The sequence below is a fragment of the Formosa sp. Hel3_A1_48 genome (assembly GCF_001735715.1).
Classification (GTDB): domain Bacteria; phylum Bacteroidota; class Bacteroidia; order Flavobacteriales; family Flavobacteriaceae; genus UBA3537.
Map to the genome: position 1 here is coordinate 1,569,373 of NZ_CP017259.1, position 21,942 is coordinate 1,591,314.

20 protein-coding genes and 1 tRNA gene are annotated in these 21,942 nt (G+C 35.9%); 14 read left to right on the forward strand and 7 right to left on the reverse strand.

The annotated features are described in order from the left end of the window. The first annotated feature begins 80 nt into the window (after window positions 1-80). The 7 genes from topA to FORMA_RS07130 all read left to right on the forward strand — a co-directional run bounded on the left by topA (window position 81) and on the right by FORMA_RS07130 (window position 9,644). Window positions 81-2,561: a type I DNA topoisomerase gene (gene topA, locus FORMA_RS07100; protein WP_069675008.1), complete on the forward strand. Its 2,481-nt coding sequence runs from the start codon at window positions 81-83 to the stop codon at window positions 2,559-2,561. 3 nt (window positions 2,562-2,564) lie between these two features. Beyond that, on the forward strand, window positions 2,565-3,722 hold the full coding sequence (locus tag FORMA_RS07105) for a formimidoylglutamase (protein ID WP_069675009.1): 1,158 nt from the start codon (window positions 2,565-2,567) through the stop codon (window positions 3,720-3,722). Between the two features lie 121 nt (window positions 3,723-3,843). Further along, window positions 3,844-5,196 carry a type IX secretion system lipoprotein PorK/GldK gene (gene gldK, locus FORMA_RS07110; protein WP_069675010.1) on the forward strand — a complete coding sequence of 451 codons (1,353 nt, stop codon included), beginning with the start codon at window positions 3,844-3,846 and terminating at the stop codon, window positions 5,194-5,196. A gap of 47 nt (window positions 5,197-5,243) precedes the next feature. Further along, the gene (gene gldL, locus FORMA_RS07115) at window positions 5,244-5,861 is read left to right on the forward strand and encodes a type IX secretion system motor protein PorL/GldL (RefSeq protein ID WP_069675011.1); all 618 of its coding nucleotides are present in this window, start codon (window positions 5,244-5,246) and stop codon (window positions 5,859-5,861) included. Window positions 5,862-5,908: 47 nt separating this feature from the next. Next, a complete protein-coding gene (gldM, locus tag FORMA_RS07120; protein ID WP_069675012.1) occupies window positions 5,909-7,480 on the forward strand; it encodes a type IX secretion system motor protein PorM/GldM in 1,572 nt (523 codons plus the stop codon). A 4-nt stretch (window positions 7,481-7,484) separates the two neighbouring features. Then, on the forward strand, window positions 7,485-8,537 hold the full coding sequence (gene gldN / locus FORMA_RS07125) for a type IX secretion system ring protein PorN/GldN (RefSeq protein WP_069675013.1): 1,053 nt from the start codon (window positions 7,485-7,487) through the stop codon (window positions 8,535-8,537). Window positions 8,538-8,603: 66 nt separating this feature from the next. Next, on the forward strand, window positions 8,604-9,644 hold the full coding sequence (locus tag FORMA_RS07130; RefSeq protein ID WP_069675014.1) for an NAD(P)/FAD-dependent oxidoreductase: 1,041 nt from the start codon (window positions 8,604-8,606) through the stop codon (window positions 9,642-9,644). Here the strand turns inward: FORMA_RS07130 and FORMA_RS07135 are convergent. Next, window positions 9,634-10,026 (reverse strand): DUF983 domain-containing protein, encoded by a 393-nt coding sequence (locus FORMA_RS07135; RefSeq protein ID WP_069675015.1) that lies wholly within the window; start codon window positions 10,024-10,026, stop codon window positions 9,634-9,636. The genes FORMA_RS07130 and FORMA_RS07135 overlap by 11 nt on opposite strands. A 71-nt stretch (window positions 10,027-10,097) precedes the next feature. On the opposite strand from FORMA_RS07135, the gene FORMA_RS07140 reads away from it, so the two are divergent. The 3 genes from FORMA_RS07140 (at window position 10,098) to FORMA_RS07145 (ending at window position 12,329) form a co-directional block, all read left to right on the forward strand. Beyond that, window positions 10,098-12,011 (forward strand): ABC-F family ATP-binding cassette domain-containing protein, encoded by a 1,914-nt coding sequence (locus tag FORMA_RS07140; protein ID WP_069675016.1) that lies wholly within the window; start codon window positions 10,098-10,100, stop codon window positions 12,009-12,011. Continuing rightward, complete coding sequence (locus tag FORMA_RS09220) at window positions 12,011-12,193, forward strand: CPXCG motif-containing cysteine-rich protein (protein WP_083236576.1); 183 nt, start codon at window positions 12,011-12,013, stop codon at window positions 12,191-12,193. Before FORMA_RS07140 ends, FORMA_RS09220 begins: the two co-directional genes overlap by 1 nt. A 63-nt stretch (window positions 12,194-12,256) precedes the next feature. Beyond that, window positions 12,257-12,329: transfer RNA gene (locus tag FORMA_RS07145), tRNA-Met, on the forward strand. Here the strand turns inward: FORMA_RS07145 and FORMA_RS09445 are convergent. Together FORMA_RS09445 and FORMA_RS07150 are read right to left on the reverse strand one after the other, a co-directional pair. After that, window positions 12,289-13,932: a recombinase family protein gene (locus tag FORMA_RS09445; RefSeq protein WP_083236608.1), complete on the reverse strand. Its 1,644-nt coding sequence runs from the start codon at window positions 13,930-13,932 to the stop codon at window positions 12,289-12,291. The two genes, FORMA_RS07145 and FORMA_RS09445, sit on opposite strands and share 41 nt — an antisense overlap. Before the next feature lie 245 nt (window positions 13,933-14,177). Next, on the reverse strand, window positions 14,178-15,095 hold the full coding sequence (locus tag FORMA_RS07150; protein ID WP_157506049.1) for a hypothetical protein: 918 nt from the start codon (window positions 15,093-15,095) through the stop codon (window positions 14,178-14,180). A 129-nt stretch (window positions 15,096-15,224) separates the two neighbouring features. Between FORMA_RS07150 and FORMA_RS07155 the strand changes: the two genes are divergently transcribed. After that, complete coding sequence (locus FORMA_RS07155) at window positions 15,225-15,581, forward strand: hypothetical protein (protein WP_157506050.1); 357 nt, start codon at window positions 15,225-15,227, stop codon at window positions 15,579-15,581. A gap of 36 nt (window positions 15,582-15,617) precedes the next feature. After that, window positions 15,618-15,806, forward strand: a complete 189-nt coding sequence (locus FORMA_RS07160) for a hypothetical protein (protein ID WP_157506051.1) — start codon at window positions 15,618-15,620, stop codon at window positions 15,804-15,806. Window positions 15,807-16,319: 513 nt separating this feature from the next. Here FORMA_RS07160 and FORMA_RS07165 read toward each other — a convergent pair. Both FORMA_RS07165 and FORMA_RS07170 read right to left on the reverse strand, forming a co-directional pair. Beyond that, window positions 16,320-17,690: a RagB/SusD family nutrient uptake outer membrane protein gene (locus tag FORMA_RS07165; protein ID WP_231924977.1), complete on the reverse strand. Its 1,371-nt coding sequence runs from the start codon at window positions 17,688-17,690 to the stop codon at window positions 16,320-16,322. A 67-nt stretch (window positions 17,691-17,757) separates the two neighbouring features. After that, complete coding sequence (locus FORMA_RS07170; RefSeq protein WP_069675021.1) at window positions 17,758-17,946, reverse strand: hypothetical protein; 189 nt, start codon at window positions 17,944-17,946, stop codon at window positions 17,758-17,760. Window positions 17,947-18,220: 274 nt separating this feature from the next. Between FORMA_RS07170 and FORMA_RS07175 the strand changes: the two genes are divergently transcribed. Then, window positions 18,221-18,769 carry a YceI family protein gene (locus tag FORMA_RS07175; RefSeq protein WP_069675022.1) on the forward strand — a complete coding sequence of 183 codons (549 nt, stop codon included), beginning with the start codon at window positions 18,221-18,223 and terminating at the stop codon, window positions 18,767-18,769. Window positions 18,770-19,141: 372 nt separating this feature from the next. Next, entirely contained in the window at window positions 19,142-20,017 is an 876-nt protein-coding gene (locus tag FORMA_RS07180) for an extracellular catalytic domain type 1 short-chain-length polyhydroxyalkanoate depolymerase (RefSeq protein ID WP_069675476.1), read from the forward strand. 254 nt (window positions 20,018-20,271) lie between these two features. On the opposite strand, the gene FORMA_RS07185 is transcribed toward FORMA_RS07180, so the two are convergent. Together FORMA_RS07185 and FORMA_RS07190 are read right to left on the reverse strand one after the other, a co-directional pair. Further along, window positions 20,272-20,811, reverse strand: a complete 540-nt coding sequence (locus FORMA_RS07185) for a hypothetical protein (RefSeq protein WP_069675023.1) — start codon at window positions 20,809-20,811, stop codon at window positions 20,272-20,274. Window positions 20,812-21,106: 295 nt separating this feature from the next. Beyond that, window positions 21,107-21,892: a PhzF family phenazine biosynthesis protein gene (locus tag FORMA_RS07190; RefSeq protein WP_069675024.1), complete on the reverse strand. Its 786-nt coding sequence runs from the start codon at window positions 21,890-21,892 to the stop codon at window positions 21,107-21,109. Window positions 21,893-21,942: the final 50 nt, after the last annotated feature.

Genomic DNA, 21,942 nt, shown 5'->3' on the forward strand with positions numbered 1-21,942 from the left:
TTAAAAAAATAATTTTGGGAAAAAATTAAAAAACAAAATTGAAAAATTCGACTACATTTGTTGCCTCAATAAAATGAATTATGGCCAAAAACCTTGTGATTGTCGAGTCGCCTGCAAAGGCAAAAACGATTGAGAAATTTCTTGGTAAAGAATTTAAAGTGGAGTCTAGTTTTGGACACATCGCCGATTTACCTTCCAAAGAATTGGGTGTAGATGTTGAAGGAGATTTCAAGCCTAAATATGAAGTTTCAAAAGACAAAAAACCGCTTGTTAAAAAGCTTAGAGAATTGGCAAAAAAGGCCGAAACTGTTTGGTTAGCTAGTGATGAGGACCGCGAGGGAGAAGCCATTGCTTGGCATTTGGCAGAGACCTTAAAATTGGACAAGGCCAAAACAAAACGCATTGTTTTTCATGAAATAACAAAGACAGCGATTCAAAAAGCTGTCCTGAACCCGCGCAGTATAGATTACGATTTAGTGGATGCTCAGCAAGCAAGACGTGTGTTGGACCGCATTGTAGGGTACGAACTTTCACCCGTCTTATGGCGTAAAGTAAAAGGAGGTTTGTCTGCAGGTAGAGTTCAGTCTGTCTCTGTTCGATTGATTGTAGAAAGAGAACGCGAAATACAAGAATTTGAACCCTCGGCGAGCTTCAAAATTGATGCTTCTTTTACCACTGCCAAGGACCAACCTTTCAAAGCGCGCTTATCAAAACCATTCGATACGCTGCAAGACGCTAAAGCATTTTTGGAACTTAACAAAAATGCAGACTTTTCAGTATCAGCATTGGACAAAAAACCGGCTAAGAAATCTCCAGCACCCCCTTTTACAACGTCAACCCTCCAGCAGGAAGCAGCTAGAAAATTATACTTTTCGGTTAGTAAGACAATGAATATGGCGCAACGCTTGTACGAAGCAGGTTTAATTACATACATGAGAACGGACAGTGTAAATCTATCACAAGACGCTCGAGATGCTGCAGCCAAAGAAATTATTTCTGCTTACGGAGAAAATTACAGTAAAACGCGCAACTTCAAAGGCAAATCCAAAGGGGCTCAGGAAGCTCATGAAGCCATAAGGCCAACGAATTTTTCAACACACTCTGTCAATTTAGAACGCGATCAAGCGCGTTTGTATGAGTTAATTTGGAAGCGTGCAATAGCATCTCAAATGAGCGAGGCACAACTGGAGCGTACCAATGTTAAAATTGCAACTTCAAACCACGACAAGCTGTTTACAGCCAATGGAGAGGTGATAAAATTTGATGGATTTTTAAAAGTCTATCTTGAAGGAACCGACGATGAGAACGCCGAACAAGAGGGAATGCTACCAGCAATGGCACTTAACGAGCATTTGTCCAATAACTACATCATAGCTACTGAGCGATTTTCACGTCCTCCTTATCGTTTTACCGAAGCCTCTTTAGTAAAAAAACTTGAAGAACTTGGTATTGGTCGACCTTCTACTTATGCGCCTACGATTTCTACCATACAGAATCGTAATTATGTAGAAAAAGGAAGTATCGAAGGGCAACAAAGGCAATACCGTTTGCTTACACTGAAGGCGAACAATGTTGCGGAAGAAATATTATCAGAAAACTACGGCTCTGATAAGGGCAAGTTGGTGCCAACGGATATTGGAATGATTGTTACTGATTTTTTAGTGAATCATTTTGAGGCCATTTTGGATTATAATTTCACCGCTAAGGTTGAAGCAGATTTCGATGATATTGCCTCGGGCAAGGCAGATTGGACTAAAATGATGAAATCTTTTTACGGATCATTTCATACCCAAGTAGAAGATGTACGCGAAAACGCAAATCGTGAATCTGGAGAGCGAATTTTAGGGACAGATCCATCCACAGGCCGTCAACTCAGTGTTCGTTTAGGGAAGTTTGGTCCAATGGCGCAAATTGGAAAAGCTGATGATGAGGAAAAACAGGTTTTTGCTAGCGTTCCACCAACCTTGCAATTGAGCTCCATAACATTTGAGCAAGCTCTAGATTTATTCAAACTCCCAAAAGATTTGGGTGTTTATGATGGTGAGGACGTATTGGTAAATAATGGTCGATTTGGCCCCTATGTCAAGCACGGTAAGAAATTTATTTCTCTTCCCAAAGGGGTTGATCCTTTGAGTGTAGAATTGGACGAGGCTGTTGAATTGATCAACGAAAAAGCTAAGGCTGACGCACCTATTTACGAATATGAAGGACTTCCAGTTCAGAAAGGTAAAGGCCGTTTCGGTCCTTTCATAAAGTGGAATAACATGTTTATTAACGTCAATAAAAAATATGATTGGGATAACTTATCCTCAGAAGATATTGAGACCTTGATTAAAGATAAAATTCAGAAAGAAATTGATAAAATCGTACACGATTGGGAAGACGAAGGTATTCGTGTGGAAAAAGCGCGTTGGGGGCGCCATAATATAATAAAAGGTAAAACAAAAATTGAGCTTCCAAAATCTGTAGATGCTGCCAAACTTACTTTGGATGATGTTAAGGCTATTTTAGAAAAAAAGACGCCAAAAAAATCCGCAAAAAGCCGTAAAAAAAAGAAATAATAAATGGACTTTAATACGCTTTCTCCAATTTCAGATCGTTTGGTTGAGTCTATTGAATTGTCTCATTTCCAGTCTTTGGGGAGAAAAATAATTCTTCATACCAAACAATCTACACCAAGTCTTGATGGGGTAAGCATTGCTATTTTTGGTGTTTTAGAAACACGAAACTCAGTAGACCACATTGGTCAGTCCTTTGAATTATCTGAAGTGCGAAAATCCTTTTATTCGTTATTTCCAGGAAATTGGAATACATCAATAGCAGATCTTGGTGATATAAAAAATGGAGCTTCAGTTGAAGATACTTATTTCGCGGTAACAGAACTTATCAAAACGCTATTGGAAAACAAGATTATACCAGTAGTAATCGGAGGAAGTCAAGATCTTACTTATGCAAATTATCGTGCTTACGACACTGTTAAGCCTATGATTAATATTGTAAACGTTGATAAAAGCTTTGATTTAGGGGATTCCTCTAAACCGATAACCAATTCAAGCTACATAGGTAAAGTTATTCTCGAAAAACCTTATAACTTGTTTAATTATACCGCTCTTGGGTATCAAACTTATTTTAACGCTCAAGAAGAAATAGACTTAATGGAAAAGCTGTATTTTGAATATTATCGTTTAGGGGATGTCAATAAAAATATTAAAACTGCTGAGCCTGTACTTCGGGATGCTGATTTGGTGACAGTTGATTTAAAGTCTGTCAAATCATCAGAAGTAAGTATTAAACAAAAATATTCGCCTAATGGCTTTGATGGAAAAGAAATTTGCGCCATATCTCGATACGCTGGTATAAGCAATCGCGTTAGCTCTTTTGGAATATACGAATATAACCCATCTGCTGACGATGAATCCAGCTCTATGCTTATTTCTCAGATGTTGTGGTATTTCATTGAAGGCTTTAATTGCCGTGTCCAAGACGATAATTTTGAAAGTACGAAGGATTTTAATAAATACACTGTTCTAGTTGAAGGTCAGGAATTGGTGTTTTTCAAGAGTTTAAAAACTGGGCGCTGGTGGATTCAAACCCCATTTTTGTCTTTTTCCAATACTAAAAATAAAAAATACTCGTTATTAGCCTGTATGCATGAAGATTACGAGCAAGCAATCAAAGGAAATATTCCTGAGCGCTGGTATAAAGCATGCAAAAAGCTGTAAGAAAAAGAAATAGTTTAAGGTTTTATTAAGATTATTCAGCTAAAAAAAGTTGTAAATCTGAAAATATATAGATAAGTTTACGAACTTTAAAATACAGAGGAAGACCTCTACAGACATACTTATGAAAAAAATCACATATTTAATATTGGTATTAGTTATCATGAGCAGCTGCGGTTCCAAAGACAAAGGCGAACTTGTTGGCGTTAAAGGTAAGCGTTGGCATCCAGAGAAGCCCTACGGAATGAGTCTCATCCCCGGTGGTGCTTTTGTAATGGGTAAATCAGATGATGATATTGTAGATTTGCAAGATGCACCTACGAAAACTGTTACGGTCCGTTCTTTTTACATGGATGAAACTGAAATTACAAACAGTGAATACCGCCAGTTTGTACATTGGGTAAGAGATTCTATACTACGAGAAAAACTTGCCGAAATGGCGGATTTAGAAGGTAAAGGCCCTGATGATGAAGGTATTGGTGAGTATGCTTACCTCGATGCTGGAGATCCTGAGGATTTGACCCCTTACCAGCGCTATATGCTCGACACCTATGGCGATGAACAACGAAAAATAAACAATGATGTCGATCTTATTTTTGACACTGAAGACTATCCCGACGAACTTTATGCTGAAGTCATGGATGGGATGTACTTACCACCTGATGAGTGGTACAATGGCCAACGGACTTGGGATGTAGAGCAATTTGAATTTGAGTACACTTACATGGATATTGAAGAAGCTGCTAAATATAAAGGTTTATTGAAGCGAAGTGATTTTATTGAAAAATACCCTGTAAAAGTTTATCCAGATACAACTGTTTGGATCCGCGACTTTGAATATGCCTATAACGTGCCCATGCACAATGATTATTTTTGGCATGAGGCTTATGGAGATTATCCCGTTGTAGGGATTACTTGGGAGCAAGCCGATGCCTTTTGTCAATGGCGCTCGTTGTACAAAAACGGTTACCAAAAGTCCAAAGGAAAACCAAATGTAAATATGTTTCGTTTACCCTCTGAAGCAGAATGGGAATATGCTGCAAGAGGAGGCTTACGCGGAGCTGCTTTTCCATGGGGAGGCCCTTATGCAAAAAATGACAGAGGCTGTTTCCTAGCAAATTTCAAACCATTAAGAGGAAATTACGCAGCAGATCAAGCGCTTTACACGGTAGAGGCGGATGCCTATGAGCCCAACGATTATAATTTATGGAATATGGCAGGGAATGTTTCGGAATGGGTTAATTCTTCCTATGATGCCTCTTCATATGAATATACCGCATCATTTAATCCGAATGTAAACAATAAAGAAAACCCGCGCAAAGTCGTTCGTGGGGGATCATGGAAAGATGTAGCTTATTATTTACAAGTCAGTACAAGAGACTATGAGCATGCCGATTCGGCTAGAAGTTTTATAGGATTTCGCACAGTACAAGACTACTTGGGGACAGATGCTACCGCAAATGATGCAACAAACTAACAACTTTTTAAAAAAACTAATTTAACTCTAATTAAAAAAATATAACTATGGCACAAGAAGGTAAAATCACAATCACCAATATGGTCTACGGACTAGGAGCTGCAATTGTAATTGTAGGTGCACTTTTTAAAATTCAACATTGGCCTTATGGTTCTGAAATACTAACTCTTGGGATGATCGTTGAAGCTGCAGTATTTACATACTCAGCTTTTGAACGTCAAAAAGGAGATCTAGATTGGTCTTTAGTATATCCTGAACTTACTGGAGGCAGCTCTTCTGCAAAAGCAGGAAAAAAAGAATCACCAGAGGGGATTTTAACTAAAAAATTAGACGCATTACTCAAAGAAGCTCAAATAGATGGTGCACTCGTCAAAAGTCTTGGCGAAAACATCAAAAACTTAAACGCTACTGCCTCCTCCATGGATGGGTCTGCTGGGGCAACCAACCGTTACAACGAAGAAATGACCAAGGCAACTGCTCAAATGGAGTCTATAAACAATCTTTATAAAGCACAGTTGGAAAGTGCCAACAAACAAGCCGAGATCAATGCGGAATCAATTGAAAATGCAATTAAGTTGAAAGAGCAAATGGAATCATTGTCTTCAAACTTATCTTCTCTAAATGGAGTGTATGGTGGTATGCTTTCTGCAATGAATAATAAATAATTAGTTTCACAGAGCTATTATATAAATAACCAAAAAAACTAATTATTATGGCAGGAGGAAAAGTATCTGCAAGACAGAAAATGATAAACTTGATGTATTTGGTCTTCATCGCGATGATGGCCATGAATATGTCCAAAGAAGTACTTTCTGCGTTTGGCCTCATGGAAGCAAAATTTGCTGAGTCTAATGTGACAACATCAGAAACCAACGAAGCACTTCTCTCAGATTTGATTACCAAAGGGGATGAGAAACCTGAGGAATTTGCAGTTGCAGCCAACAAAGCACAGCAAATCAATATCATATCGGATGAATTCTACAGATATATTGAAACATTAAAAGTTGATCTTCTAAAAAATGGAGGATATTCTATAGTACCAGAAACAGGGAAGTTGCCTTTTGAGTCTATGGATAAGACAGACATTTTAGACGAAATGTGGTTTACTGGAGATCGATTGACAAAAGCAGGTGCAGCAGTATTGGCAAAAATTGAACAATATAAGGCAGATGTTAAAGAAGTTTTAGGGTCTGATGTTAAATACAAAAAAGCCGTTGAACGATTTGACAGAAGATTCAGTACTTCTGAAGTTACTAATAAAGACGGAAAAAAAATCGATTGGTTGGATTATAATTACAAAGGATTCCCAGCGATTGCTTCTTACACAAAGTTAACAGCCATGCAAAATGATGTTAAAGTCACAGAAGCCAGTATGTTCAACCTCTTTTTAGGGAATACTCTTACTGAAGCTGTTTCACTGAAAAACTATCAAGCCATCGTTCTAGCTGACAAATCTGCATTTTTTGCAGGAGAAAAGTTTCAAGGGAAAGTAGTTTTAGGGAAATATGCCAATGTAACGCCTACTAAATTGGTTGTTCAAGGTCAAGAAATTAATGTTGCTAGTGCAATTGATTCTACAGGTGCAGCAACTCTTGACTTCAATGTTGGTAATATTGGAGAAAAATCTATTGATGGACAATTTACTTTTCTTGAAGATGGTAAGCCATTAGAAATTCCAATTGTAGGGAATTATGTCGTAGTACCACGCCCAAAAGAAGCTTCTGTTGCAGCGGATAAAATGAATGTGCTTTACCGAGGTTTAGAAAACCCCATGACGATTTCATTTGCTGGTGTTTCTGATAATAAAGTTTCTGTTTCTGCACCTGGATTGCGAAAAGCTGGAGGACAGGGTAAATACTTTATCAACCCACCCGCTGGAAGTAATAACCTAATCGTCAGCGTTACAGCAACACTTGATGATGGTAAAAAAGAGGTTTCAAAAAAATCTTTTAGAATCAAGAATATTCCTAGTCCAGAAGGAAAAATTGCCGGTAAGAGTGGATCAATTAAACTAAATAAGCGTGATGTTACTACTTCGCGTGTACTAGCAGACTTTGGAGATTTCGTTTACGATTTAGAACCAACAGTTTCTGCATTTGATTTAACTGTTTTGGGAGAAACTATTACTGTTTCTGGAAATAGAATGAACCAAATCGCAAAAGATTTGATAAATAATTCACCTAGACGTTCTATGGTAATTATTGACAATATTAAGGTCAGAGTTAAAGGGGTAAATGTTCCCATAAAACCTGCATCTGCAATAACTATAAAATTAACAAATTAATATTATGAATCGTTTACCCCTGTTCATTTTCTTTTTACCACTCTTGGTGTTTAGTCAGGCCAATATTCTTAATGCAAAATCGCCAGACGAAATTGGGATAGCCAATGCCTTTGATGAGGTTGACTCTGATGAATCACCGCTTGCATATGGATATATCAGCGACAAAGATGTTTTGTTCTCGAAAACTATATGGGAAGAGATCAATCTTGATGAGCGTGTCAATTTCCCTATGTATTATCCGATTGATACTTTGGTTGTAGGAAATGAACGAAGACCACTTATTCATTTCCTTTTAAAATCAGCTTTAGAAGGCGACTTTCCTGTGTACAAAAAGGATAATTTTAAAGAAATCTTATCACTTGAAGACCTGAATAGAAAGCGGACATACAGAAAAATTCGACCAGGTGATTCAGACGACAATATTGGTTTGGAACGAATTACTAATGAAGCTGGGACTAAAGAACAATTTTTGATACTTAAAGGGGTAGATGTTGGAGAGTACGCCAATATTGATGAATCTTTGTTAAATGATGACGAATACAACGAATACGAATCCAAAATGGAAGAACTGATTTTTGATAATAATCTTCTTTCTGAGGAAGAATATTCAGAAGAAATATTTGGGTATGCCGATGTTGTAAAGTACAGAATTAAAGGTGTTTGGTATTTTGATAAGCGACAATCTGATCTGCGTTACCGTCCAATTGCTATAGCACCTATAGTTATTACTCCACGTTCTAAGGCAAATATGAAGGAATTCAACGACCCAAATATGAAGCCAGAATACGTCGAATTATTTTGGATTTTTTATCCGGATGCCCGGACTTACTTGCACAAAGCAATGGCTTTCAATGATAAAAACACGTCAAAACCCATTACTTTTGATCATTTAATAAACTCAAGACGCTTCTCAGCTTACATTTACAAAGAAGATAACGTTTATGAAGATCGAGACATCAATGATTACATTTCTGAAAATGCACTGATGCAACTTCTAGAATCGCAGCGGATCAAAGAAAAAATCAGAAACTTGGAACAAGATATGTGGAGTTATTAAGGCTCTTCAAAAATCAAATTACAACGCTTTCCAAATTGGGGAGCGTTTTTTATTTACTTTTATGCTATGTCTTTAGATTATATCATTGTTGGCTCTGGGCTATCAGGGTTAATGCTCTGCGAGCAACTCCGCGCAAGAGGTAAGTCTTTTGTAGTAGTTAGTAATACTTCTCAGCAAGCCTCCATTGTTGCTAGTGGGTTGTATAACCCAGTTGTGCTAAAGCGTTTTAATATGGCTTGGAATGCAGATCAGCAGCTTCCCCCAGCACTTTCTGCATATAAAAAAATAGAGTCACTATTAGGGATTAAAATTGACGATCAACGGCCTATTTATCGAATTTTTAATTCCATCGAAGAACAAAACAATTGGTTTTTGGCTTGCGATAAACCAAAGTTGCAACAGTTTTTAGTTCCAAAAATTTTAGATAATAACAACCCTAGTATTCAAGCACCTTTTGGTTGTGGTGAAGTTAAATTCACAGGGCGCGTAGATACTAAATTGCTTTTGGAAGCCTACATAAATCATTTAAAATCCAAAGATCTATTTGTTGAAGAAACTTTTGATTATTCTTTATTGGAATTAAATCATGAAGTAAACTATAAAAAAATTACAGCCAAGAACCTCATTTTCGCCGAAGGTTTCGGATTGAGGAATAACCCATTTTTTAACACATTGCCTTTGGAAGGGACAAAGGGTGAACTCTTGGTTGTACATGCGCCAGATTTAAAATGTGATGTAATTTTGAAAGCGGCCGTATTTATAATACCTATTGGTAACGACAATTATCTTGTAGGCTCTACTTATGCTTGGAACGATTACAGCAATACCCCCACAGAAAGTGCCAAAAATGAACTTTTAGAAAAACTAAAAAAACTGATTTTATGCCCTTTTAAAGTTGTGCAACAACGTGCTGGAATTCGACCAACGGTAGCGGATCGCCGCCCTTTAGTAGGACAACACGAAACACACAAAAATTTATATGTGATGAATGGCCTAGGGAGTCGGGGTGTTCTTATAGCGCCAAGTATTGCTAAAGATTTAATCGCTCATATTGAAGACGATATTACACTTCCAAAAGAAATTGATATCTATAGATTTAAGTCTTAGACTTGTTGGCTAAATTAGGATCGTAGCTCATAAAAATATTAATCCAAATATTTCTCGATAACCGCATAATAACAGGCATAAAACAAACTAATGTTCCAACAATGCAAATAAATGAAACTATAAGACTACTCCCAAAAAAGAGGTTAGAAATAATAAATGCCGCAAACGCAAACGCAATTCCTACTGCGTAGCTTACGTACATAGAGCCATAAAAAAATGAAGGTTCAATTTTATATTTTGTTCCGCAGTGCCTGCAGCGGTCATGCATTTTTAATGTATCGGAAATGTGGTAGGGGTTTCTGTTTTGATACATCGATTCTCGATGACATTTAGGGCAATTTCCAAATAAAATGGAGTAGAGCTTATTTCCTTTTTTTAACATGGTAATTTGGTTATTTTTGCAGTGCTTCAAAATTACAAAAATTTAACCAAATGGAAGCTAAAACCTAAAAAATGCTAAACGTCCATCAACTTACCATTTCTTTTCAAGGCGAAGACCTTTTTGAAAACATATCATTTCGATTGCAATCGGGACATCGTGTGGGTTTGATTGGGAAGAATGGTGCTGGAAAATCCACTCTCCTCAAAATTATTTCTGGTGAACTTGAGCATAATTCTGGTCAAATTAGTTTTGAGAAAAAGGATTTAAAAATCGGATTTTTAAAACAGGATATTGATTTCGTGTATGGGCGCACTATTTTGGAGGAGTCTTACGAGGCCTTTTCAGAACTCAAAGCACTTGAGCGTCAATTGGAAAAGATCAACACACAGCTAGCTGAGCGCACCGATTATGAAAGTGAAAGTTACCACAACCTTATGGTGGATTTGAACGAGGTACAACAACAATACGAAATATTAGGGGGCTATAACTATCAAGGCGAAACAGAGAAAATTTTAATTGGTTTAGGATTTAAAAGAGAAGACTTTAACAAACTAACGGATACATTTTCTGGAGGTTGGCGTATGCGCATAGAGCTGGCCAAACTTTTGCTTCAGCAAAATGATATTTTACTTTTAGATGAGCCTACAAACCATTTGGATATTGAATCAATCATGTGGTTAGAGCAATTTTTAAAAAATTATACTGGTGCTGTAGTGATTGTTTCGCACGATAAAATGTTTTTGGATAATGTAACGAATCGCACTATTGAAATTGTTTTAGGTCAAATTTACGATATGCCTAAATCTTACTCTCAATATCTAAAACTCCGTGCCGAACAAAAAGCATTGCAAATTGCGGCACAAAAAAATCAACAAAAACAGATAGAACAAACCGAAAAACTTATTGAAAAATTTAGAGCCAAAGCTTCAAAAGCGACTATGGCTCAATCCCTCATTAAGAAATTAGAAAAAATTGATCGTATTCGAGTTGATGAGGACGATAACAGTGTTATGAGTGTGCGTTTTCCAATCTCTATTCAACCTGGAAAAGTCGTTATAGAAGCCCATAATGTTTCAAAGTCTTATGGCGATTTAGACGTTTTAAAAAATGTTGATTTAATGGTCGAGCGTGGCCAAAAAATTGCATTTGTAGGGCAAAATGGGCAAGGAAAATCTACGTTGGCTAAAATTTTAGTTGAAGAACTTTCATCACAAGGAAATGTCAAGTTGGGACATAATGTACAAGTGGGCTATTTTGCACAAAATCAAGCTGAATATTTGGATGGAAAGAAGACGGTTTTGGATACGATGATTGATGAAGCCAATGAAACTAACCGATCTAAAGTACGCGATATTTTAGGCGCATTTTTATTTCGTGGAGAGGCCGTAGAAAAGTACGTTAGCGTTTTGTCTGGAGGGGAGCGCAACAGGTTAGCTTTAGCAAAATTATTACTAAAACCACTTAATGTATTGGTGATGGACGAGCCTACAAACCACCTCGACATTCAGTCCAAAAATGTATTGAAATCTGCATTGCATAATTTTGAAGGTACTTTACTTCTTGTCTCACACGACCGCGAGTTTTTACAAGGGTTAAATGATATCGTGTATGAATTTAAAGATCAAAAAATCAAACCCTATTTAGGCGATATCGACTTTTATTTAGAGCAGCGGCAATTGGAAAATTTACGTGAGGCAGAACGTAAAACAATAGTGAAGTCAGAGGCAAAGGCAAGGAGCAATAAGCAATCTTATGCGTCTCAAAAACAGCTAAAATCGTTGAATAACCGCTTGAGCAAAGTGGAATCTTCAATTTCTTCTTTGGAAAGCGAGATTAAAGCGATTGATTTGCAGCTTGAAATTAACTATGATAAAACTGTTGCAGTTCCCAATTTCTTTGATGCTTATCAAGCTAAAAAGACAAAATTAGAAGAACTTATGGTACAATGGGAAACTATTACAGAATCGATTGAAGAACATAGCTAATGGAAGAGCATTTTTATCAATGTCCCTACTGTTGGGAGCAAGTTTCAGTTTTGGTAGATATCTCGCAATCTTCTCAAACGTATATTGAAGATTGTGAAGTCTGTTGTAATCCTATTCAATTTCATATCCAATGTTCAGGTCAAGTTCTACAGTCCTTAAACGCTCAAAGTATAGAGCAGTAAGAAGATATTTCTAAAAATTTTCTTTTTAAATAGGAAAAAGGTTGTATATTTGTCGTCCTATATCGCGGGATAGAGCAGTAGGTAGCTCGTCGGGCTCATAACCCGAAGGTCACTGGTTCGAGTCCAGTTCCCGCTACTAAATGAGACTCAAGCACTTTTTGTGTTTGGGTCTTTTCTTTTTTAGTGTCGTAAGTTTTTGAAAAAGAACTGGTTAAGTCGAACAAAATGTTCAATTTACTGGTTCGACATTCCTTGTTTTTCATTGAAAATCTAAAGCCTTCGGGAAATAGTATATTCTGGAACACCCTTTTGTTATGGTATTCGAGTGATTCGTAAAATTGACCAGGGTTTTCAGATATTTTCAGGAAGTCTTTCATGACTTTTTTATGGTTCGACATTTTTGTTGGTAGATTAAGCATCGATCTCTTTTTTATTTCAATCTGCTCTTTCAACCTTGAACCGTGTTTTTCAAAAATCTCCTTAGATATTTCATCTGTTGCATATCTGAATTCCATTTTGTCGTATTGTTCCTGTAGCTTATTGATTTCCGAACTGAGCTGTCTTTTTATGTCACTGATGGATGAAATTTCACTTTCTATTATCTTTTCAAGTTGTTTTGAAAAAAGCTTTTGGAAACTTTTTGACAGCTTGAGGGTTTCTAGCGTCATTGCAAATTGTTGATGCATACCTGCAGTCAATGACTTTTTTCGTGTGTTTGCATTCACTGTCCTGTTACAGGACGAACATTTATAGTATAGAATCTGTTTCCTCTTATTTTTATAAGAAGTCATATTGGTATTACAGTCATCACAGACTAAAAACTTTGGGATCAATGGTGTCTCAACCCTGCCATTGATCTTAGGTATCCCAATCTGGCCAGATACACCTTTTATATTTTGCTGCAACAGGTCGAATTCTTTTCTAGTTATAATGGGCATCCAGTGCCCCTTTATCTCTTTGTTCGGAACCAGGCTGTTGGTAAAAAAACCAGCATAAAAGGGGTTAGACCACATTGCACTAAGACTCTGTTTTGGAATGTATAGCCCTTCTGATTTTAAATAATCAAGGATTTCACTATCAGTATAATTCCTGTACAACTTCAACTGAAAAGCTTCTTTTATGAGTAATCCGTCATCGTTGAGCTTTATCTCCTGCTTGGCCTGAACCTTAATAGGGTCCTTAACTCTTGGCCCATAATGGTCATAACCTCTTGGAGCTTTACCCAAAAACTTTCCCTTTTCGATCACGTTTATCATACCAGGGATGATAACATCCTGACGGTTAAAGTTTTCTTTTTGAGCGTATAGCAATTGTGTGGAAAATTCATTTTCACTGCGCTCTGTAAAGGTGTTATGTCCCGTACTAACTGAATATAAAAACACATTGTATTTGCGCCTTAAGCTTACGAAAAGTTCAATGTGCTCGGATCCCGCTCTACCAAACCGACTGGGGGACCAAATAAGAATTATTTGTGGTCTTTTCGATTTAGAAGTTTTCTTGATCGCACCTAAAAGCTCATTTAGTGTCTTTTGTGTGTTAACGCGCTTGGAACTTTCATATTCTGCATCGAACTCCCTTGTGATATTGAGTCCATTCTCATTGGCACATGTCTTTAATCGTTTTACTTGGGTCTCAATACTGCCATTCTTTAGGAACTGTTCTTTTGAAGATACCCTTGTATATGACCATACTATGGCCCCGTTAAAATCTGAAATTGTCAGATGTCTGTTTCGTTTCATGCTTTCTTATTTCGATTGATCAAAAATGAGTTTTGTGAACTTAAATATACTTATGGCTATTTCACTTTTTTCAAAATCTGTCAATTCACAAAACTCAGATAAAAAGTATTTTTCCAGCTCATCATTGTTTAATAATTGTTTCTGTTGCAGTTCCCGTATTGGTTTTCGGCCCATAACGCGATAGGATAAAACCAGGCTGGATTGTCAGGGACCGGTGTAGTGATACAAAATGGTTCATATTGATGTTATTTTTGAATGAGTGTTATTTTATAGTTTCCACTTGATCTTATGTCGATAAGGAGCTTGGATCCTTTTTTGATTTTGTTCTCTAGTATATATCGTGCCAACTTCTCACGAGTCTTATGCTGCTCAGTTACCGTAATGGGCTTTATGCTGTCATTTTCAAAAGCGATGACCACTTCTTTGGGTTTTTTAAACACAACTATATCACGTATCTGTCTTTCAATGTTATTAAGATAATAAAGGTCCGTTTTTCTTTCATCGTTAAATTCCGAAGCCATTACCCTTGCCATTATCGGAACAAGTGGTATACATATCATGGTACTCTGCATGAACTTGCTCCCTAAATCTAGTATAAGCGCCTGGTCCCCAGAATGAATAGCATGTGAGTTACTCTCTGGTGCATATAGAAGTGAATGGGGAAGCTCTCTTTTTGTAAAGGCAGATTTGATCGCATCTGTAAATGGATTGATTATTGTTCTTATGTAGTTCTCCATGTGCATCTCGTCCTGCAGAAATGATATTAATTCTTGTAGGGATTTTTCGCTTAAACCAACAGGGTTTTTGTCAATGTGATTCTTAAGGACCTTGTCTGCATATCTTTCCACTCTAGGTTTTTGCCAAATGTTTTCAGTGAGCTTCTCTAATTTCTCTAGCGATATCTTGTAGCTAAGCAGCTCATCTATAATATACGCCCATACAGACTGGGCAAGGCTGAGTCGCACCCATTTACGCTCGGACTTTCGATCATACTGCGTTTTCTTGGTTGAGTTCTCCTGTCTTTCAGTAAAAGGCATTAGTTTTTTATCAATCCAGTAGTTAATCCTACGAGAAGTAATGTTCAGTACACTTGGGTTGATAAAATTAGTGTCAAAGACTTTTTGCCCCAATTCAATAATATATTGTTCTCTGCTTTTTGTCATGTTTTGAAAGTAATCTTTTAGATAACTCATCAAAGATATAAAAAATATTTGTAGATGCAACATCATATGTATTATAATATAAATTCACTACATTTACCATCAATTAGAAAAACAAAAAAAATAATAGCTATGATATGTAAGAACCCTGAATGTAGAAAACAGATAGATGAGAGAAAAAGTGCCAAGCGTTGTTACTGTAATGACCGCTGCAAGAATAGAGCAGCATACATACGACGACTTGAAAAGGATAAGCACATTATTTTGTTTGATAAGAAAATGAAGAAAAACTATCGGATACTTGAAAGCCTTAAAAAAAAGGAGTTGGGTCCTATAGGCCTTCAGACATTAAAAAGCCATGAGTTTGATTTTGATATAATGCACAAGGATATAATCGTAAAGACTGAAGATGGGACCAAAAAGATCATGTGTCAAGTTTATGATATTATATTTATGGTCAACGATAAAAAACAACTGGAGTTCGTTTAAAACTTTTATGACATGCAGCAATTAAAACTTGATGGAATGGATAGTCTGTTATCTACAACTGAGCAGGCTAAGATTCTAGGGATTTTAAAAGATAATGATGTTAGTACAGAAACATCAAGGCCAAGTAATATGATGACCTATTACGCTCTTGGAGTTATTTCAGTCTTGGCAGTAGGAGTTATACTATACAGTATTCACAGAAGTAAAACTCCTAAGGAAGAATAAATTGATCATAGATCAAATGAGTGTTAAAAAGGGTGCGATAATGCGTACCTTTTTTCGTTCCATTAATAACGAGGTTAATTTCACAAAAATTATTGTAGAAAATAAAGATTATTTTATAAAATAATATTCCAAGATCAATCAATCAGACCGGCCAGAAATAGTGTAAACGGTGGTAAATCGTATTAGAAACGCTGAAACCGTATTAAAATCGATTATTATACGGTTTTTAATACACTCTTAGACATAGAAAAACCTAATATAAATAGCGAATCTCTTCAAAAAAGGAGATAAAAGAATCAAAGCACAGATCCCACCGTACTAAACCCAGTCACGAATCTGTTTGTGTTATTTCAGTAATGTCATATACATTCAAATTTAAATGATAATTAACAGAACTATTTCCAATAGTTAATTCTGCCCGAACAAAACTTTAGATAGAAGATCCTTTTATCTAAAATGAAAATCCCCACAAGTTGTGAGGATTTGTTCAAATTCATTTTTAATAATTAAATGTTAGTTATATCCTTCGTTCTGAACTAATTTAGAATTTATTTGTAATTCCGAAGCTGGGATAGGCCATCTAATTTCAAAAGGCGAATATTGTGGCTGTGGGTTTCCGCTGTTTGACCAAACAGGTTGACTAGAATTTATTGCTTCTAAATAAACACCATTTCTAATTAAATCATTGCGCCTCCATCCCTCGAAACAAAGTTCTTTTCTGCGTTCACTTAATATTTCATCAGCATTATATTGCTGTGTTCCGACAGTTAAATTTGGCAAAAGCGTTTCCTCTTTTACTTCATCGGGGAATAAACGTGCTCTAGCTCTTAAAAGGTTAATAGTCATGTCCGCATCTGCTTGTGTTAATTTACTTTGTCCGTTAAGTGCTTCTGCATACATCAACAGCACATCTGCATAACGGATATATGCTTCGTCTAAAGGCGCATCATTCCCCCAATTACTTGGTCTAATATTATGCCATTTCCATGGCTTCCAATTTCCTCTCCATTCATTACGTATAGATCCAAACATTGCGTCATCCGGCCATATTGCGCCATTCATGTACCCTTTATTTACATGGGTTTTGGCAATATTATTCCTGGAGCGAATGTCATCATCTGTGTATGGTTGCGCAAAAGGATGATTGTTTCGAGGTTTACCACCTTTTCCTTTGGCCCAATTACCTGTATTTCCTGGGCCAGTAGCTGGCCCAGCCAGCTCCCAGTTTACGTACCAATTATTACCACTTGCACCACCATTAATTGAGGTTCCCAATGGACCATACAAAGTTCCAATTCTACCTCCTTGGTCCATGCCAGGTCCATCAAATCCAAAAGAGAAAATAATCTCATTGTTTTGCTCATTGTCTTGCGTAAAAATATCAGGATAATACGGCACAAGACTATAGACATTACTGTCTATTACAGCTTTAAGCTCATTCTCAGCTTTTGCAAAATAAGAGGCATCATTAATTGGATGCCCCGTCATTTGTAAATAGACTTTTCCAAGCAGCGCTTGTGCAGCACCCTTTGTTGCTCTTCCACCTCCTTGAGTAGCCTCCAAATTATTTTTTGCAAAAATTAAATCTTCTTCAATAAATGCATAAACTTCTTGAGGGGTTGATTGACCAACTTCGAGATTTTCAAGGGAAACTGTTTCATTTTTCATTAATGGAACATTCTCCCATGAGCTGACCAATCCAAAATTAATGATGGCACGAAGGAAACGCGCCTCTGCTACAAGTTTATCACGGTCAGTAACACTAATCTGATCTTCGGTCATGGCTCCCACGCGATCAACAACACTATTGACTCTATTAAGAGAAACATACATGTTTTCCCATAATGTTCTAATAATATTATCAGACGGAGAAAGCGTATGCAAGTAAATAGGTTTAAAAGTACTCCAACCAGGAAGTACAACTTCATCTACGGCGATGACACCCCATATGTTAAGCCAGCCTGGCTGGCCAAATAATCGAAAAGTCAGTTGCAGGATTTAAATCGTTCCAGATTTCTTCTGAAAGGATTCCATCAATAACGGGGGCGTTTTTAATAGCAGACGCTTCTAAGCTCTTGCGTTCTTGAGAAGCTAGAGTAACATGAAAAAAGAAAAAAATTATTGTAATTCTACGTAACATCTTAAAAACAAATCATATTGTGATTTAATAGTATAAAAAACGAAAATAATCTACTTATAAATGATTTTATAATTAAAGAGTACCTAAATGATATATTAAATTACCATGATGAACAATAAACAAGTTAATTTATAATCTATTTTGGATAACCACAACAATAGTTGACTCTTTTGGATTTGATATTTTTGAAAATATTCCACACAATTTTGTAAAATTTAATTTCAAGAATTTAATTGGAACTATCAATAAATATTAATCTTTTGATAATTTGAAAATGGAAAACCTAATGGCCGTAATGGCAAGTTTACTTTTACTGAGTTCCTTAAGCGCGCAAACTCTAAATGTTTCAGAAGCAGAAATCCATTGGAAGGGCTCTAAATCATATGAGTACCACGAAGGAACCCTTAACATAAGCTCTGGAAGCCTGACTTTTAAAAACGATGTTCTTGTGGGTGGAAACTTCACTGTTGATATGAACTCAATTTTATGTACTGATTTACCGGAAAAAGATGCAGCTAAATTAGTTAGGAACCTAAAGTCCAATAACTTTTTTGCTGTTGCCAAACATCCAGAAGCCAACTTGACGTTTACTTCAATTACGGTGACAGATGGTGGTTATGAAGTAACAGGTGACTTTACCATTCGCGGAATTACCAATAGCGAAATATTTATGCTGCAAATAGAGGACAATAAGGCCACTGCAGATTTAAAAATAGATCGATCTAAATACAATATTAAATTTGCTTCAGGCAGCTTTTTTGCGAACCTTGGCGATAGACTTATATATGACGAATTAGATATTCGCGTAAGCTTTGCTTACTGAGACTTCTTGCCCCTTTATAGGGCAGCTTTTTTAAACAAGTCAATACTTATTACAGACTCAGTAAGAATTTATTTTTTGAAGAATTCTTTACATATTGATTATGAAGTTTAAATATTTATATATGTCTGATTTTATTGAAATGAAACATGTTCTATTTCATTTTTTATCTATTTTTTAAGGGTGTCGTATTTAAAAAATTTAATTACGAAATAGTTTTGAAAATTGAGCTAAGCTCTCAGTAATTGAGTTCGATATTTTTTCTGTTTGCTCTACTAAAACAATAAAACGGTTATACTATTATAAAGTGTAACCGTTTTTTTATTTATGCACAATAATAAAAAAAAGTCGTCGTTAAAAAAAAAACAGAACCTGATGAAAAAATCAATTTTACTATTTACTTTCTTATTAACGATTCTTAGTAGTTGTAAAAAAGATGATAATAAAAATCCAGAGGAATGTTACTCAAATAATAATGCACGGTCCATAGTTCACGATGGTATCAATAGAGAATATGTTTTATATATACCTAATTCATATGATGGAACATCTTCTGTTCCACTAATGCTTAATTTTCATGGGTTTGGTGGTAGTGCAAGTGATTATATGCAAGAAGCAGATATGCGCTCATTGGCAGAAGCTGACACTTTTATTTTAATCTATCCTCAAGGTATTTGTTTAGACGGTTTATCCCATTGGAACGCTTGTCCATTAGGCGGAGACAATAAAAGTGATGCTGATGATTTTGGTTTTGTTGAATCCATTATAACTGAGATCTTATCTCAGTATAATGTAGATATGGAGAGAATTTATGCTGCAGGATACTCAAACGGTGGCATGATGTCATATGGGCTCGCAAATTATAAAAGCGACTTAATTGCTGCGGTAGCATCTGTTTCCGGAGTAATGTTAGATTGTACGGGACCTACAAATCATCCTATGCCGGTAGTACATCTTCACGGAACATCTGATGGAGTACTACCATATAATGGGAACAATGACTGGAACTCTGCTCAAAGTACATTAGACCACTGGATTAATTTCAACAATACAGTTTTAACCCCTTCAATTGCAAGTGACAACAATATTGAACATTATGTTTATGACCAAGGAGATAGCTCAGTTTCTGTTGAGCATTATAAATTCATAGGAGGAGATCATGTTTGGTTTAGCGCCACTTACCAAGGTCAGAGCACATCTGAATTGGTTTGGAATTTTGTATCGAGATATGATATTAATGGATTGAGATAAACAATAAAGGTCACACTAATAGATGTAAATTCTTGTCTTTTGATATGGTCCTTGTTATTAAAATTGTTTCTAAAAAATCTCTTGGTGTAAAACTTAAGTTGAACCTTTCAAAATAAGACTCATTATATGATGAGTCTCAATTAAGTCTCTTGGAGTTAGACCTATGTTCGATATTTCCAATGAGTTATCTACTAAAACAATAAAACGGTTATACTTTTATAACATAACCGTTTTTATTCTTTGGAAATTTAGCATTACATTAGTTTACCTAAAAATACTTGTGCTTTTGAATTAAAAGGATTTCCGCTGGCTCTTCTGTTTGAGGCGATTTGTCCTGTGTGCCAAATAGCATCCGATAAAGGACCGTTGATCGCATTCCAAAACGGAAAAGCCATACTTTGACCACCGAAATTTATTTTAACAGAGACTTCAGAGATTTTAAGTTCTTCAATTAGCATATCTGACATTTTTTTTAGATTTAATAATGTCTCAGTTCTATATTCTGTAAAGGACATTTCGTATTTAGTTTCTGTAGGATATTCTTTATTTTGAAATGCAAAAATCACCATTTCTGTTAAGCCATATATATGTTGCAAAACATCTAATGAAGATCGGCTATCATCACTAGGCTTGTATGAAAGGTCAATATCTCTTAGGCCATCAGTTGCCCAATAATATCTAAATCCTAACCCTTCAATCATTCGGTTGATTACTGTTTCAGCATTGAATTTATCAGAATAGGCATCAATTTCAGAAAAAGGTAATGGGTTATTGGATTTATCGTAATCTCTCATAATGTAAAAGTTATTTAGTTAATTATAAATTTCAAAAAACTGAATTTACAAAAAAATAAGATTCAATATCCAATGTCTTATTGACTTTTTGTTGATTTCATCTAGCTTATTTTTTTAAAATGGTGCTGATCAAATCATGTGTGTCTAGAAAATCTCCTATTGTTAGCAATTTGTTCGATATTTAGATAGAGTTATTTACTAAACAAGACGGACCAGTATTTTTACTAGTCCGTTTTTTATTTATAGCATCTCAACCTATTGTAAAGCAATAGATTAATCAAAATATAAGTTTAATTTATATGCTGATAAAACCTACTTCAACTGTTATTGCCGATCCAGATAAAACAACATTTTCTTCGTTATATATACATCCTATTTCTCCACCGCGTTCTGATATTTGTAATGCTTTCATTTCTTTTTTTCGAAATTTTTTAGCCCAATATGGAACAAGCGTACAATGGGCTGAACCTGTTACAGGATCTTCTAAAATACTAGCTTGGGGTGTGAAGAAACGAGAAACAAAATCACAGGTATTTCCTGGCGCAGTAACAATCACTCCACCCGGGTCTAAATTAATTTTGTCAAAAATAGAACGCTCTATTGCAATAGATTCAACGTCTTTTTGCGCTTCGTAGACCAACAAATAGTCACGAGACTTATACACTTCTTTCGGAGCAATGTTTAAAGCATTTAAAATCGAAGCAGGTAGAACTGCAGGAATGCCTTCTCGTGTCGGAAATTCCATTTTGTAGAAGCCTTCTTCACAACGCACCTTTAGTTGTCCACTTACAGTTTCGAAGTAAATTATCTTCTTACTATACCCCAAATGAGCATACAAACAATGTGCTGTTGCTAGTGTGGCATGTCCGCATAAATCCATTTCAATTTCAGGAGTAAACCAACGTAAATGTATATGATCATCAGACTCAACAAAAAAAGCTGTTTCTGCTACTGCATTTTCTTTGGAAATGGCCAGCATAGTCATTTTTGGGAGCCACTGATTGAGCTTGATTACACAGGCTGGATTGCCGCCTGTTAAGTGCTTTGCAAACGCATTGATGTGGAATACTTTTAATTTCATCTCTGTAATTTATTACAATTAAAATTAATACTAAAATATTAATTTTAAAA